Source organism: Streptosporangium sp. NPDC051023, assembly GCF_040689595.1.
GTDB lineage: Bacteria > Actinomycetota > Actinomycetes > Streptosporangiales > Streptosporangiaceae > Streptosporangium.
This window is the reverse complement of sequence record NZ_JBFBCE010000018.1, coordinates 61,509-75,582: the sequence shown is the minus strand read 5'-3', so window position 1 is coordinate 75,582 and position 14,074 is coordinate 61,509. Positions and strand designations below refer to the sequence as shown.

General features: G+C 69.0%; 11 protein-coding genes. 7 read left to right on the top strand and 4 right to left on the bottom strand.

Features of this window, described 5'->3' with window-relative positions; translation table 11 throughout:
- Nucleotides 1-34: 34 nt before the first annotated feature.
- Nucleotides 35-1,417 carry a DUF4331 domain-containing protein gene (locus AB0395_RS14520; RefSeq protein WP_366280700.1) on the bottom strand — a complete coding sequence of 461 codons (1,383 nt, stop codon included), beginning with the start codon at nt 1,415-1,417 and terminating at the stop codon, nt 35-37.
- Between the two features lie 397 nt (nt 1,418-1,814).
- On the opposite strand from AB0395_RS14520, the gene AB0395_RS14515 reads away from it, so the two are divergent.
- Entirely contained in the window at nt 1,815-3,539 is a 1,725-nt protein-coding gene (locus tag AB0395_RS14515; RefSeq protein ID WP_366280699.1) for an ABC transporter ATP-binding protein, read from the top strand.
- 759 nt (nt 3,540-4,298) lie between these two features.
- Nucleotides 4,299-5,165, top strand: a complete 867-nt coding sequence (locus AB0395_RS14510) for a MurR/RpiR family transcriptional regulator (RefSeq protein ID WP_366280697.1) — start codon at nt 4,299-4,301, stop codon at nt 5,163-5,165.
- Here the strand turns inward: AB0395_RS14510 and AB0395_RS14505 are convergent.
- The 3 genes from AB0395_RS14505 to AB0395_RS14495 all read right to left on the bottom strand — a co-directional run bounded on the left by AB0395_RS14505 (nt 5,125) and on the right by AB0395_RS14495 (nt 7,583).
- Nucleotides 5,125-5,874, bottom strand: coding sequence for an ABC transporter permease (locus AB0395_RS14505; RefSeq protein ID WP_366280696.1), 750 nt, complete (start codon nt 5,872-5,874; stop codon nt 5,125-5,127). The genes AB0395_RS14510 and AB0395_RS14505 overlap by 41 nt on opposite strands.
- Before the next feature lie 16 nt (nt 5,875-5,890).
- The gene (locus AB0395_RS14500) at nt 5,891-6,850 is read right to left on the bottom strand and encodes an ATP-binding cassette domain-containing protein (protein WP_366280694.1); all 960 of its coding nucleotides are present in this window, start codon (nt 6,848-6,850) and stop codon (nt 5,891-5,893) included.
- A gap of 202 nt (nt 6,851-7,052) precedes the next feature.
- Nucleotides 7,053-7,583, bottom strand: a complete 531-nt coding sequence (locus AB0395_RS14495; protein WP_366280692.1) for a PadR family transcriptional regulator — start codon at nt 7,581-7,583, stop codon at nt 7,053-7,055.
- A gap of 118 nt (nt 7,584-7,701) precedes the next feature.
- On the opposite strand from AB0395_RS14495, the gene AB0395_RS14490 reads away from it, so the two are divergent.
- The 5 genes from AB0395_RS14490 (at nt 7,702) to AB0395_RS14470 (ending at nt 14,071) form a co-directional block, all read left to right on the top strand.
- The gene (locus tag AB0395_RS14490) at nt 7,702-8,388 is read left to right on the top strand and encodes an SDR family oxidoreductase (protein WP_366280690.1); all 687 of its coding nucleotides are present in this window, start codon (nt 7,702-7,704) and stop codon (nt 8,386-8,388) included.
- Nucleotides 8,389-8,571: 183 nt separating this feature from the next.
- Nucleotides 8,572-9,921: a formimidoylglutamate deiminase gene (locus AB0395_RS14485; protein WP_366280803.1), complete on the top strand. Its 1,350-nt coding sequence runs from the start codon at nt 8,572-8,574 to the stop codon at nt 9,919-9,921.
- A 227-nt stretch (nt 9,922-10,148) separates the two neighbouring features.
- Nucleotides 10,149-11,087 (top strand): sigma-70 family RNA polymerase sigma factor, encoded by a 939-nt coding sequence (locus AB0395_RS14480; RefSeq protein WP_366280689.1) that lies wholly within the window; start codon nt 10,149-10,151, stop codon nt 11,085-11,087.
- A 1,338-nt stretch (nt 11,088-12,425) separates the two neighbouring features.
- The gene (locus tag AB0395_RS14475) at nt 12,426-13,736 is read left to right on the top strand and encodes an ammonium transporter (RefSeq protein ID WP_366280687.1); all 1,311 of its coding nucleotides are present in this window, start codon (nt 12,426-12,428) and stop codon (nt 13,734-13,736) included.
- Nucleotides 13,733-14,071, top strand: coding sequence for a P-II family nitrogen regulator (locus tag AB0395_RS14470; RefSeq protein WP_271216486.1), 339 nt, complete (start codon nt 13,733-13,735; stop codon nt 14,069-14,071). The genes AB0395_RS14475 and AB0395_RS14470 overlap by 4 nt, the downstream gene beginning before the upstream one ends.
- Nucleotides 14,072-14,074: the final 3 nt, after the last annotated feature.

Here is a 14,074-nt window from a genome sequence, read left to right as displayed (position 1 = left end):
GGGCCCGGAGAGACCGGGCCCCGCGCGTTTCGGGTCAGCTCGCGTTGACCGACGTGTTGCCGGGCAGCGGGATGTAGGGGAATCGGGTGTCGAACGGCTTGTCGTTGCCGTTCACCTTGTCCCCGGTGGCCAGCGCGTCGACGAGCTTGCCGGTCTGGGCCGCGCCCGCCATCGCCTGGATCGCGATGTCGATCACGTCGTCCCCGAGGCGGCGGCCGTTGGGGAAGCCCTGCAGGTCACCGGCGAGTACGCCGAGTCGGTTCGGGGTCGCCGCCGGGGGGATCGCCATGTTCAGCCGCAGCATCTCCGAGGGGCGGAGCCTGCCCGCGTCCTTGTTGAGGATCTGCGAGTTGAGGTCGGCCTTGATCGGGCCGTTGGCCTTGGCGATGCCGGTCAGGAAGATCTCGACCAGGTCCTGGCGGGGGGTCTTGGGAGCCTTGAGGCCGTAGATGGCCTCGAGCAGCCTGGGCAGTTCCGGGTCGGTGACGCGCTTGACGACGGCGGGCACGTCCGCGTCCTTGTTCGGGCTCAGCGCGTTGAAGGCGTCCTTCAGGCCCGCCGGGACCACGACCTCGTTGACCAGCGGCTGGCCGAGGCGCGAGACCTGGACGTAGCCTCTGGGGCTCCACTTGTCCACGGTCGACCACACGCCGATGACGGGGTTGCGCGTGGCGTCGCCCTTGAGCGCGACCTCGTCCTTCGGCACCTGCAGCGCCAAGGTGTGGACGTTGTAGCCCTTGAAGGTGTCCTGGCCGACCTCGGACAGGTTGCCGCCGTAGAGGAGGTCGAAGACCCGCAGGTCGGCGAAGAACGCCTCGTCCGACTGGCCGGCGAAGGCCTTGCCGCCCCCGGGCAGATCCTTGATCGACTGGGCGCGGAGCGTGGCGTAGTCGGGCATCGAGGCGGGGCCGGTGTTGCTCGGGGCGACGATGCCGTTCTGGACCAGGGTTCGCACTCCCCCGGACGTGATCCTCTTGAGCGTGTAGCGCTGCCTGAACAGCAGGTTCTCGTCACCCAGCGAGGTGACGGGGCCGTTGTCGTAGAGGAACGTGTCGGTGCCGCGCCTGTCCTCGTCGCGGAACGTCCACTGGTAGACGATGTTCGGCAGCCCGTCGCCGTCGCTGTCGATTTTCACGTTGTAGTGCGAATTGGTGTCGAACTGGTAGAAGTTCGGGCCGCCGTTCGGCTCCTCGAACGGGATGAAATTGGCCAGCAACGTGACCGTTTCCGCCTTGTCGGGGCTGACGAACGCGTACACGTCGGTGTTGTCGTTACGGGGGTCACCCGCGATCATGGGCGCCTCGCGGTGCGAGGAGGCGGTGCTGGGCGCGGCCTTGAGCAGGGAGAACGAGGAGGCGACCAGCACCCCCGCGACACCCAGGCCGATCAGGGCGCGCCGATTGATTCGGTGCTCCATGTCAGTTGGTCCTTTCGATGGCCGGTCGCGTGTGCGAGCGGCCCGTCGGTTCTGGGGAGACAAAGGATCCGGCCGGGTTCCCCGACCATCCATTCGCCGCTGGGATGCTCCTGGATTGGAGAAACTTTTTCCGCGTGGAATCGCCAACAAATGAGCAGAAAATTCAGGGATTTTGCCCTGCGTGAGACGGAAAGGGGACGCGTCTCCTCCTGGTCGCCCTTCCGGCGGGACGCCCATCTTCGTCAACTTCGGTTGACATCTTCGAGTGTGTCAACTTATGTTGACGTCATCGACTTTCGTCTACGAACCCGGGCGAAGTGCTCGAGGTGGGCGCGTGGGCGGTAGATAGGAAACACGTCGATCGGTGGCCGGTCATGTCATCTCAAAGGAGACAAATTTGTCAGAGACCGCGTCATGGCGCCCACTGGTCGCCTATATCCGGCCGCACAGGCCCGCATTGCTGCTCGGCGGAGTTCTCAGCCTGGTCGGTTCGTTCGCCGGGCTGGCGATGCCACTTCTCGCCAAGACGGTCATCGACGCCTTCGGCGAGCATCGGTCCCTGATCGGCCCGGTGCTCGGCCTGACGGCCGCCGTGCTCGTGGGGGCGGTCGTCGGCGCGGTCGGCAGATACGTGCTGGAGCGCATGGGGGAGGGGGTGGTGTTCTCCGCCAGGCGGAGCCTGGTGAGCCGCATGCTCAGGTTGCGGGTCTCCGAGGTCGACCGTCTCAAGCCGGGAGACCTGCTCTCCCGGGTGACCTCGGACACCACGCTGCTGCGCGCGGTGTTCACCGAGGGCGTCGTCGAGATGGTCAGCGCGCTGTTCATGCTCGTGGGCGCCGTCGTGATGATGGCGTTCATGGACGGGCTGCTGCTTGTCGTCACGCTGGCGGTCCTGGTCCTGGTCGGCGGGCTCGTCGGTCTGGTCATGCCGCGCATCCGGCGCGCCTCCACACAGGCGCAGGTGGCGGTCGGCGAGATGGGCGCGGTGCTCGACCGGGTGCTGCAGGCCTTCCGTACGGTCAAGGCCAGCGGTGCTGAGGACCGCGAGATCGCCACCGTGGACGCCGCGGCTCGTGAGGCGAGGGACAGGGGCATCGCGGTCGCCTGGTGGACCTCGATCGCGGGCATCTCCGCCTGGATGGCCGCGCAGCTCGCCTTCGTGGCCGTGCTCGGCATCGGCGGCGCGCGGGTCGCCTCGGGCGCGCTCGAGGTCTCCTCGCTGGTCGCCTTCCTGCTCTACCTGTTCTACCTGGTGGCTCCCATCGGCCAGCTGGTCCAGGGCTTCACCCAGATGCAGAACGGCCTGGCCGCGGTCAAGCGGATCAGGGAGATCGAGGACCTTCCCGCAGAGGAGACCGGAGGGCGGAACGAGGCCGGGACGGCGCCCGCGGGGGTGACCTTCCGGGACGTGGTCTTCCGCTACGGCGACGACCGGCCCATCGTGCACGACGGAGTCTCCTTCGAGATCCCGGCGGGCGGGATGACCGCCCTGGTCGGCCCGTCAGGAGCGGGCAAGTCCACGGTTTTCGCTCTCCTCGAACGCTTCTACGAGCACCAGTCGGGGACCATCACGGTCGACGGCCGCGACATCGGGCAGTGGCCGCTTTCCGACCTCCGCGCCGCTCTCGGCTATGTCGAGCAGGACGCGCCCGTGCTGGACGGCACGCTCAAGGAGAACCTCGTCTTCGCGGCGCCGGGGGCCGACGAGTCCGACATCTGGCGGGTGCTCTCGCTGACCCGCCTCGAAGACCTGGTCGCCCGGCTCCCCGAGGGCCTGGAAACCAAGGTGGGCCATCGCGGCATCATGCTCTCCGGCGGCGAGCGCCAGCGGGTCGCCATCGCGCGCGCCCTGCTGCGCAGGCCCAGGCTGCTCCTGCTCGACGAGGCCACCTCGCAGCTCGACGCGGTCAACGAGCTACGGCTTCGCGAGGTGATCGCCGAGGTGGCGAGGGAGACGACCGTGCTGGTGATCGCCCATCGCCTGTCCACGGTGACCGGCGCCGACCGGATCGTGGTGATGGAGGGAGGCGGTGTGCGGGCCGTCGGCACCCACGGGGAACTGCTCGCCGCCGACGACCTCTACCGTGAGCTGGCCGCCACCCAGTTCCTGCTGCCCACCTGACCCCCGTGCTGAGCCCCGTGGCGCGTCCGGCTGAGCCCCGTGGCGCGCCCGGGCCGGTGGGTGCGAGCGGTGCCCGGGGAAGGGATCGAACTGATCTCCCTCGTTTCGTACCGATCCCGCAAATTTACGTGGTGTGGAGAGCGACGGTTCGGACGGCGGCCCCATTCGCTGGTTGACGGCGCGGGAAACCGGGCATCCCGCCCTGTGCGGAGCCTCTTCTTCGCTCAGGAGCGTCCATCGGGCGCTTGTCGAGTTCGGCCTCCGGTCCAGTCCGTGCGGGGCGAGGGCCAGGACGCAGGTCGATGTGGCAATCGGAAGGATGGGGCGTCCCAGTCATGCGGCCTGGGACGCCCCCTTCCTGTCTGAGGGGCTCTTCCCCCGGACGCGCTCCTCCGGTCCGGCCCCGCCGGTGCTTCTCCGCCTCAGCCTTTCGCGGGAAGGTCGACGGGCGGGTAAGAATATGAATGTGCCTATTCACTTCTGATTCATCTCCGGACGGGGCGGCGCGGGGGAGCCCGGCCCGATCCTCGCCTGTGTTCCCGGCACGGGCGCGATCCGTCGAACAGGCGCGGCCGCGGGGCCGCTCGCGGCCGTCCGGCGGGCATGACGCCCGTCTCCGGACGGCGGGATCTCTGCCTTCCGGTGACCGGATCCCCGGCCGCGGCCGTCTCTTCCACCTCCCGGCGCGGTGTATGAACGACACCGGGGCGACGGGAGGGAGAGGGAATGCCGGTGGAGGATCGAGCGGTTGGAGGGGACGTGGGGGACGGACTCGATCGACTTCTGGAGGGGCGGCGGCTTTCACCCGTGCAACGGCGGATCGCGCGTTACCTGGACGAGCACCTGGCGGAGGCGGTCTTCCTGTCCAGTGTCGAGCTCGCGGAGCGGGCCGGGGTCAGCCAGCCGTCGGTGACCAGGTTCGCCATGCTGCTCGGTTTCGCGGGATATCCCGAGCTGCGGCAGGCGCTGCGGCCTTTCGTCGTGGGCGAGCGGCCCTCCTCGCGGGCCAACGACCTGCAGACCGCGATCGACTCGGAGATCGAGAACCTGCGAAGCGTGCGCGACAGGCTGGCCGACACCTCGGTCGTCGCCGAGCTGGGCGTCGCGCTGGCCGGGTGCGAGCCGTTGCCCGTGCTCGGGTTGCGGGTGTCCAGTGGCCTGGCCACCACGTTCGCCTACTTCGCCCGCCGGATCCACCCCGACGTCCGCCTGCTGACCCACGGCGGCTCCGAGCTGGCCGACGGCCTGCACGCCGCGCGCAGGGCGGGAGCCGCCTGGCTGGTCGCCGTGCTGCTGCCTCGCTACCCGGTCGAGGCCGTACAGGCCCTCAGGCGTGCCAGGGAGCTGGGCCTGCGGACCGCGGTGATCACCGACAGGCGCGACGTGCCGTTCGAGGCGGATGTGATCCTGGACGCCCCGGTCGGCGAGCGCCTGGTGTTCGACTCGCACACGGCGCCGCTCGCCCTGGCCATGGTGCTGGTCGAGGCCATGGCGGACGCGGCGCCGCTGCGGACGCAGGCCCGGCTTGAGGAGTACGAACGGATGATCGACCAGGCCGGGGTCTTCGCCGACCAGGCGGGCGCGGCTAGCCCGCCAGCTTCCTCAGTGAGCGGACCGACCAGCTGAGGGCGAGCGCGCCGAGCACGATGAAGAGGCCGAAGGCCACGGGGATCGCGCTGTCGGACAGGCGGCCCGCGAACAGGGAGCGTCCCGCCTCGACCGAGTAGTAGAGGGGGTTGAACCTGGCGGCCGTCTGCATCCACTGCGGCCCGAGGGAGACCGGCAGCAGCATCCCGGCCAGCAGGGTCAGTGGGAGGGCGAAGAACTGCACTATCTGCGACAGGCCGTTCTCGTCGCGGATGGCCAGCGCCAGGCCGTAGGAGAGACTGGCGGCGAACAGGCCGGTCGCGGCCATGAGCAGCAGCATCAGCAGCACCGCCGCCAGGCTCAGCCGCAGGCCCATGAGCACGGCCACGCCCATCACCAGCAGGGCCTGGAAGGCGAGCACGATCATGTCCTTCAGCACCCGGCCGAGGATGATCGCCGGTCGCCAGGCCTGGCTGACCGCGAGCCGCTCCAGCGTGCCGTTGCGGGTCTCGTTGATCATGCTGAAGCCGGTGAAGAGAGAGCCGAACAGGGCGATCATCATCATCGCGCCCGGGGTGAACATCTGCAGCGCCTCGCCCAGAGTCCCGCCGCGTGTTGTGCCCGTCAGCAGCGGGGCGAACAGCAGCAGGTAGAGCACGGGCTGCAGGATGCCGAACAGCGCCCAGACCGGGTTGCGGCGGACGTTGCGCAGCTCGTAGCCGAGAAACAGTGCGGTGTGTCGAAACATGGGGGGTTCCTATGGGTCAGGCGGCGTCGCGGAGGGAGCGGCCGGTGTGCCGCAGGAAGACGTCGTCCAGCGTGGCCCGGTCGAGGGAGATGGACCTGATGGCCAGGCCCCCGACCTCGAGGGCGCGCAACAGCGCCGCCAGGTTGTGCTCGCCGTCGTCGAGGTAGGCGCGCAGGACGCCGTCCTCCGCCCGGGTCTCCTTGATGTACGGCTGCGCGGAGACGAGCGTCCGCGCGGCGGCCAGGTCGTCGACCCTGAGGGTGACGACGTCCCCCGCGACCTCCTTCTTGAGCTCCTCCGGGGTGCCCTCGGCCACGACCTGGCCGTTGTCGATGATGACGAGCCGGTCGCACAACGCGTCGGCCTCGTCCAGATAGTGGGTGGTCAGCAGCACGCTGGTGCCCTGGTCACGCAGGGCGCGGACCTCGTCCCACAGGTTGGCGCGGTTCTGCGGGTCGAGGCCGGTGGTCGGCTCGTCGAGGAAGACCAGCGGCGGCCGGTTCACCAGGCCGATGGCCAGCGCGAAACGCCGCTTCTGGCCGCCGGACAGCGTTTTGACGGGACGCAGGGCGATCTCGGTCAGGCTGAAGGCCGCCAGCAGCTCGTCCGCGCGGGCGGCCGCCTGCTTGCGGGAGTGTCCCGAGAGCCGTGCGGCCAGCAGGAGGCTCTCCAGCCCCGGGGCGTTCTCGTCGACGCCACCCGCCTGGCTCACGTATCCGATCCGCTCCCTGACCTTGGCCGCCTCCCGCACCACGTCGTGCCCGGCCACGGCCGCCGTCCCCGCCGTCGGGACGGTGAAGGTGGCGAGCATCCTGACGGTGGTGGTCTTGCCTGCCCCGTTGGGGCCTAGGGCGGCGAAGATCTCGCCCTCCGCGACGGACAGGTCGATGCCCCTGACAGCCTCGACCTCCTCGGTCTTGCCTCGGCCGCGCCTCGCGGTGAAGGTCTTGCGTAACCCGTGCGCTTCGATGATCATGACGCTCCGTTTCAGTGATGTTCCGGAGAGCGGGGGTGTTCCCGGGGTTTTTCTGTGACGCCGGAATCCCGGGGAGTCCCGGGACGGAGACCGGGAAGGCGTTCAGGAACGGTGCGGAGAACCCGAAGGCGCTCCAGACGGCCAGGAAGGACTTCCCGGGGAGAAGACTGAACCCTCCAGTGGTGTGAGACTCAACCGGTTTTCAGGGAAGCTCCCCGTTCCGCACCTTCTCCTGCGCCTCCTCGACCCAGGTGAGCTGGGCCTGGAGCAGGAGGATGTTGAGCCGCAGGCACTCGTCGATGTGCCGGGGGGCGCCGAAGGCCTGCTTGCCGCCGATCGCGCGCTCGGTCATCGAGATGGAGAAGCGCAACTGCGCGGCCCTGGCCTCCATCGCCGAGGCCAGATCGCCCGGCGAGAGCCGGTCCATGAAGGTGAGTGCCACCTGGAACGGGTCCACGATCGGCTTGATCTCCCACCAGTGGCTCATCAGGTGCCGCGTGAACTCGGCACGGCCGATCTCGGTGATGCCGTAGACGGTCTTGCCTCCCTTGCCTTCCTCGACCCGCTCCAGCAGGCCTTCGTCGGCCATCTTGGCGAGGCCGTGGTAGATCGAGCCGTAGGCCACGTTGGCCCAGTGGTGGGTGCCCATGAGTTCGAGGTGGCGTCGTACCTCGTAACCGTGGAGAGGGCCGTCGAGCAGCACGCCGAGCAGTAGAACACGAGTGGAGGACATGTACAAGTTTTTATTAAAATTTGAGTATTGCGTCAAACATGTGCGAGATGCGATGTGTATGTCCTAACCCCAGAGCGTCCCGGGCCGGGGAGGCTGCGCCCCGAGTAGGGTGATCCACATGTCCGAACGTCCTGTCGCACTGGTGACCGGAGCCTCCAGAGGGGTGGGCGCCGCGGTCGCGCGCGCCCTGGCCCCGACGCACGACCTGCTGCTCGGCGGCCGCGATGCCGAGGCGCTGGCCGAACTGTCCGCCGAGCTGCCGGGGGCGCGTCCCTGGCCGGTCGAGCTCACCGCCGTCACCGAGGCGGACATCGCGGGGATCGAGCGGCTCGACGTGCTGGTGCACAGCGCGGGCATCGCGATCCTGGGGCGGATCGCCCAGGTGCCCGCCGACGTCTGGCGGCGCACCATGGAGCTCAACGTGATCGCGGTCGCGGAGCTGACCCGGCTGCTGCTGCCCGCGCTGCGCGCGGCCGAAGGTCAGGTCGTGCTGATCAACTCGGGAGCGGGCCTGCGGGCCAACCCCGACTGGGCCGCCTACGCCGCCAGCAAGTTCGCGTTGCGGGCCTTCGCCGACGCGCTCCGCCTTGAGGAGCCGCGTCTGCGCGTGACCTCGATCTACCCCGGGCGGATCGACACTGACATGCAGCGCGGGGTGCGGGAGCAGGAGGGCGCGGCCTACGAGCCCGACAGATATCTGTCGGCCGACTCGGTGGCACGGGCGGTGCTGACGGCGGTGACGGCGACGAGGGACGCCCACATCACCGAGATCACGGTTCGCCCGACCGCGGGCCCGGTCAACTGAGCGGGTCGTCCCGCGGCGCGGTGTGATCGGAATGTCCGTCGGGCGGAGTTAACCGCGTCTTAGGCGACCCTTTTGTGCTTCATGTGGAGAGCGCGGCCCTGTCGTGAATGAATCCATTCACATAATGGGAGGTGTTGGCCGAAGCGTCCGTCTCGTCACCGCCCTGGAGCACCCGTGCCGGAGATGAACTACTGGTGTGAGCTGGCCTGGCTGCCGCCCGGCGAGGTCGTCGCCGGGGTGCTTGTCACGGTCGCGGACTCCCGGATCGCCGAGATCGCCCCCGGCATCGCCGGCCCCCCGGCCGGAGCCGTACGGCTCGCCGGGCTGACCCTTCCTGGCCTGGCCAACGCGCACTCCCACGCCTTCCATCGGGCGCTGCGCGGTGTGACGCAGCGGGAGAAGGGCAGTTTCTGGACCTGGCGCGAGCAGATGTACGGCGTCGCCGGGACGCTGACCCCCGACTCCCATCGCAGGCTGGCCACGGCGGTCTTCGCCGAGATGGCACTGGCCGGAATCACCTGCGTTGGGGAGTTCCACTACCTCCACCACACGCCCGGCGGCAGGCCGTACGACGACCCGAACACGATGGGGCACGTGCTCGTCCAGGCCGCGCGGGAGGCGGGACTGCGCATCGCGCTGCTGGACGCCTGCTACCTGACCGGTGGCATCGGCGTCCCGCTGACGGGCGCCCAGCTGCGGTTCGGCGACGGAGACTCGGAGAGGTGGGCCGTCCGGGTCGAGAAGCTCCTGGACACCTACCGGGGGGAACACGACGTCGAGATCGGCGTGGCGCTGCACTCGGTGCGCGCGGTCCCCGCCGAGCAGATGCCTCTGGTCGGCGCCTTCTCCCACCACCACGCGGTTCCGCTGCACGTCCATGTCTCCGAGCAGCGCTCGGAGAACGCCGCGTGCGTCGAGGTGTACGCCGCGAGCCCCGTCCAGTTGCTCAACGAGCACGGCATCCTCGGCCCCCGCACGACGGCCGTGCACGCCGTACACCTTTCCGATGTGGACATCGCGCTGCTCGGTCAGTCCCGCACCCACGTCTGCGTGTGCCCGACGACCGAGCGGGACCTGGCGGACGGCCTCGGCCCGGCCAGGGCGCTGTTCGACGCGGGCTCGCCGATCACGCTCGGCTCCGACAGCCAGGCGGTTGTCGACCTGTTCGAAGAGGCTCGGGGGATCGAGCTGAACGAGCGGCTGGTCACCGAGCAGCGCGGCCACTGGACGGCCGCCGAACTGCTCCAGGCGGCGACCACGGCGGGCCACGCCTCGCTCGGCTTCCCCGACGCGGGCATGCTCGTGCCGGGCGCGTGGGCCGACCTGGTCTCCGTGCGCCTGAACTCGGTCCGTACGGCGGGCGCCTCCCGGGGCGACGTCGTGGAGATGACGGTTTTCGCCGCGACGGCCGCGGACGTCCACTCCGTGGTCTCCGGAGGCCGCAGGGTCGTCGAGGAGGGCAGGCACCTCCTGGGTGACGTCGGTGAGGCGCTCGGCGCGGTGATCGCCGAGGTGCGCGGCGATCACATCTGAGACGTGTGGTTTGAGCCGCTCCAGAGAGGGAACCGGGTGTCCTCATGACGTCACACCCGAGGGCATCCTCCTTGAGGAGGAAATCCAGAACCGTTCTCCCGGCGTACTTTTTTAGGGAATCTTTGCCCTGATCCGAGCGTTGATGAGGCAAGCGGCATGTCCGTGCGCATGGGGTCTTGAGTGAGCGCGCGGGCCTGCCATAAGCAGGCGGAGCGAGGTGCCATCGGATGGCAAGGCCGACGGGGAATCGGACGCAGGATCAGCACGTCTCTGATCGAGACCTGCTAGGGACATACCTGGCTGAAATCGGGCGGGTCCCCCTGCTCACGGCGGAAGAGGAAGTCGAGCTCGCCAAGCGGATCGAGGCGGGTCTTTTCGCGGAACAGCTGCTGGACGGCGGATTGCAGGAACCGCGGGTCGCGGACGCCGCCGACGAGGAACTCGAACGACTGGCTGTTTCCGGACAGCGGGCCAAGGACGAATTCATCCAGGCCAATCTACGTCTTGTGGTGGCGGTCGCGCGCAAATACTCGGGGCGCGGAATGCCGCTGATCGATCTGGTCCAGGAGGGGAACCTGGGCCTGGTGCGGGCGGTCGAGAAATTCGACTACCAGCGCGGCTACAAGTTCTCGACGTACGCGACCTGGTGGATCCGTCAGTCCGTCGGGCGCGCGATCCACGAGCAGGCCAGGCCGGTGCGCCTGCCCACCCACGCGGGCGAGCAGATGACCAGGCTGATGCGGGTCAGGCGCGACATGCTCGCCGAGTTCGACCAGGAGCCGACGGACGCCGACCTGGCCGCGGTGCTCGAGCTGCCGATCGAGCGGGTCCGCGAGCTCCGCCGCTGGGCCTCCGACCCGGTCTCGCTCCAGCTCGGCGTGGGAGACGAGGACGAGACCGAGCTGGGCGACATGATCGCCGACGAGACGTGGGCCGACCCCGAGCAGCAGGCCATGGACATCCTGGAGCGCGAGCGCCTCGAGGAGTGGCTGACCGGTCTCGAGGGGCAGACCCGTGAGATGCTCCGCTGGCGCTACGGCCTGATGGACGGTCGCGAGCACACACTGACCGAGGTCGGCGAGCGCTACGGCATCGGCCGCGACCGCGCCCGCCGCATCGAGCGCGACGCCCTGGCCCGCCTGAGGAAGATGGCCATGGCCGCCTGACCACCACGATCCGGTACGGCCCCCGCAAGCCGTACCGGATCACCCCCACTCCCAGAGAACCCCCTCCCCGGGAACCACCCCGGAGAGCCCACCCTCCCCGGGCACTCGCCCTCCCGAGAGCCCATCTCCCTGAAAATCAACTACCCCGAGAGCCCATCTCCCTGAGAACCAACCCTCCCGAGAGCACCCTCCCGGGAGGCTTTCCCATGCCCGCCCGCACCGCGAGCCCCTTCCGCCGCGCCCGCATTCCCCCGGAGACCGGGCTGGCGAGGCCCACAGGCTCCCGTGGGCCCCTCGGGCCGGCCTCCCGGTCAACAATGTGCCCCCTCACGATTTCCGCCTCCACGCCCCCCACAGCCGCCCAGATCCACCCCTGTACCGTTCCATCCCCCCTTCTTCCGGCTCCCCTCCGCCCGCCGGATCCGACCCCCACCGGTGCCCCTTCCCTCCTGCGGCCCCCTGCGGCCCCTCTTGCGGCCCCTTGTCCGGGCCCCTCTTACGGTGCCCCGCCCTGCGCTCCTTCCCGCACGACGGCTTCAGCTACGGCGACCAGCCCTGAAGCGAACCCCACCCGGATCGCTTCAGCCTCGGGACGCACCCGGGCGGCCGGAAACGGAGCGGCTACGGCCCGTACGCCGTACGGCGGGATAGAACGGCGCGGAGGTGGGGGGTGGTCCGGCCGGCGTATCAAAGGACGGAAACCCCCGCGCCCGCCAGGCCGAAGGCCTGAACCATCCAGAGATCAACCAACGACGGCCGGCCGGACCACCCGCCCGCCGCAGCGCGAACAGCCGCGCCTAGTAAGTCCAGACAGTGATGGACGGCGCCAGATGGTGCAGGGCCACACCAAGTAAGTCCAGACAGGGCGGTACCACGCGGAACAGGGCCAGGCGGCGACGGACGGCTCAAGCAGCTCCAGGTAGCACGGGTCCGCATAAACAAGGACAGGCAGTCGAAGACAGCGCCAAGCAAAGCCAAGCCAGACCAAGCAAGGCCAAGCGTGGACGAGCCAGGCGAGGTCAGGTCAGGTCAGCCCCCAATTGGGAGTGTCCGCCACAAAACCAAGTTTCGGTCCCCGAAGCAGCGCGCTGAAGCGGGCAGACACCACCTCAAGGCTGGTTTTGGACACAAGCAAGCCCAAGAATCCCCTGTCCGAAACACGCCCGAAACACCATGCGGTGGAGTTTCACAGACCCGAAACACACCGAGCAACGCCTTGAAACCGCGGAAGAACACGCTGAGGCGCATCGTTAGTGCGCGGCCGGTCGACGGAGCCCAGGAAGCGTTCACTGCGACCTGAAACAGGCACTCGCCATCTTGTAAGGAGGGTCGCTTCGGATGAAGATCGATAGCGGCACCACTGCCTGGATGCTCACGGCCACCGCGCTGGTGCTGCTGATGACCCCGGGTCTCGCGTTCTTCTACGGCGGCATGACCAGGGCCAAGAGCGTCCTCAACATGATGCTGATGTCGTTCGTCAGCATCATCACCGTCACCATCGCCTGGGTTCTCTACGGGCACTCGCTGACCTTCACCGACAACGGCAGCAGCCTTGTCAACAAGTTCATCGGCGGCTTCGACGCCCTCGGCCTGCAGAGCCTGGTGGACACGGCGACCAAGGCCGACGGCACCGGAATGCCGAGCCTCGTCTACTCCGCCTTCCAGCTGACCTTCGCGATCATCACCGTCGCCCTGATCAGCGGAGCCATCGCCGACCGCGCCAAGTTCGGCGCGTGGGTGCTGTTCACGGTCATCTGGGCCACGGTCGTTTACTTCCCCGTCGCGCACTGGGTCTGGGGCAACGGCTGGCTGTTCAGCCTCGGCATCGAGGACTTCGCGGGCGGCACGGTCGTCCACATCAACGCGGGCGCCGCGGCGCTCGCGCTCGCCATCGTGCTCGGCAAGCGCGCGGGGTGGCGCAAGGAGCCGATGCGCCCGCACAACCTGACCCTGGTGCTCCTCGGCGCGGGCCTGCTCTGGTTCGGCTGGTTCGGCTTCAATGCGGGCTCCGAACTGGCCGTCGACGGGACCGCGGGCCTGGCGTTCATGAACACCCAGATCGCCGCCGCCGTCGCCGCCGGAGCCTGGCTCGTCGTCGAGAAGATGCGCGACGGTCACGCGACCAGCCTCGGCGTCGCCTCCGGCGCGATCGCGGGCCTGGTCGCGATCACCCCGGCCTGCGGTTTCGTCGCCCCCTGGGCGGCGATCCTCATCGGCGCCGTCGCGGGCACGGTCTGCGCCTACGCCGTGGGCCTGAAGTACAAGCTCGGTTTCGACGACTCGCTTGACGTGGTCGGCGTCCACATGGTCGGCGGCGTCCTCGGCGCGGTCTCACTCGGCTTCCTGGCCGCCTACCCCTTCCTGGATCAGCAGAGCAAGGGCCTGTTCTACGGCGGCGGACTCAAGCAGCTCGGCCTGCAGGTTCTCGGCCCGGTCGCGGTCGCGGGCTACTCGTTCGTCGTCACCTGGGTCATTGCCAAGATCATTGACAGGGTGATGGGCTTCCGGATCAGCGCCGACGAGGAGATCGCCGGCATCGACATCACCTCACACGCCGAGACCGGCTACGACCTCGGCACCGTGCACGCGTCGGGCGTCGCAGCCAAGGGCCCGGCGGTCCCCAGCACCGCGAAGAAGGTGAACGCATGAGACTCATCACCGCTGTCATCAAGCCCTTCAAGCTCGACGACGTGAAAGCGGCCCTGGAGCAGTTCGGGGTCAAGGGCATGACGGTCAGCGAGGCCAGCGGGTACGGCCGCCAGCGCGGTCACACCGAGGTCTACCGCGGCGCCGAGTACCAGGTCGACCTGGTCCCCAAGGTCCGCCTCGAGGTGCTCGCCGAGGAGGACGACGCCGACGACGTCATCGACGTCATCGTCAAGGCGGCGCAGACCGGCAAGATCGGGGACGGCAAGGTCTGGTCCGTTCCCGTGGACACGGTCGTTCGGGTCCGTACCGGAGAACGCGGACCCGAGGCGCTCTGACCG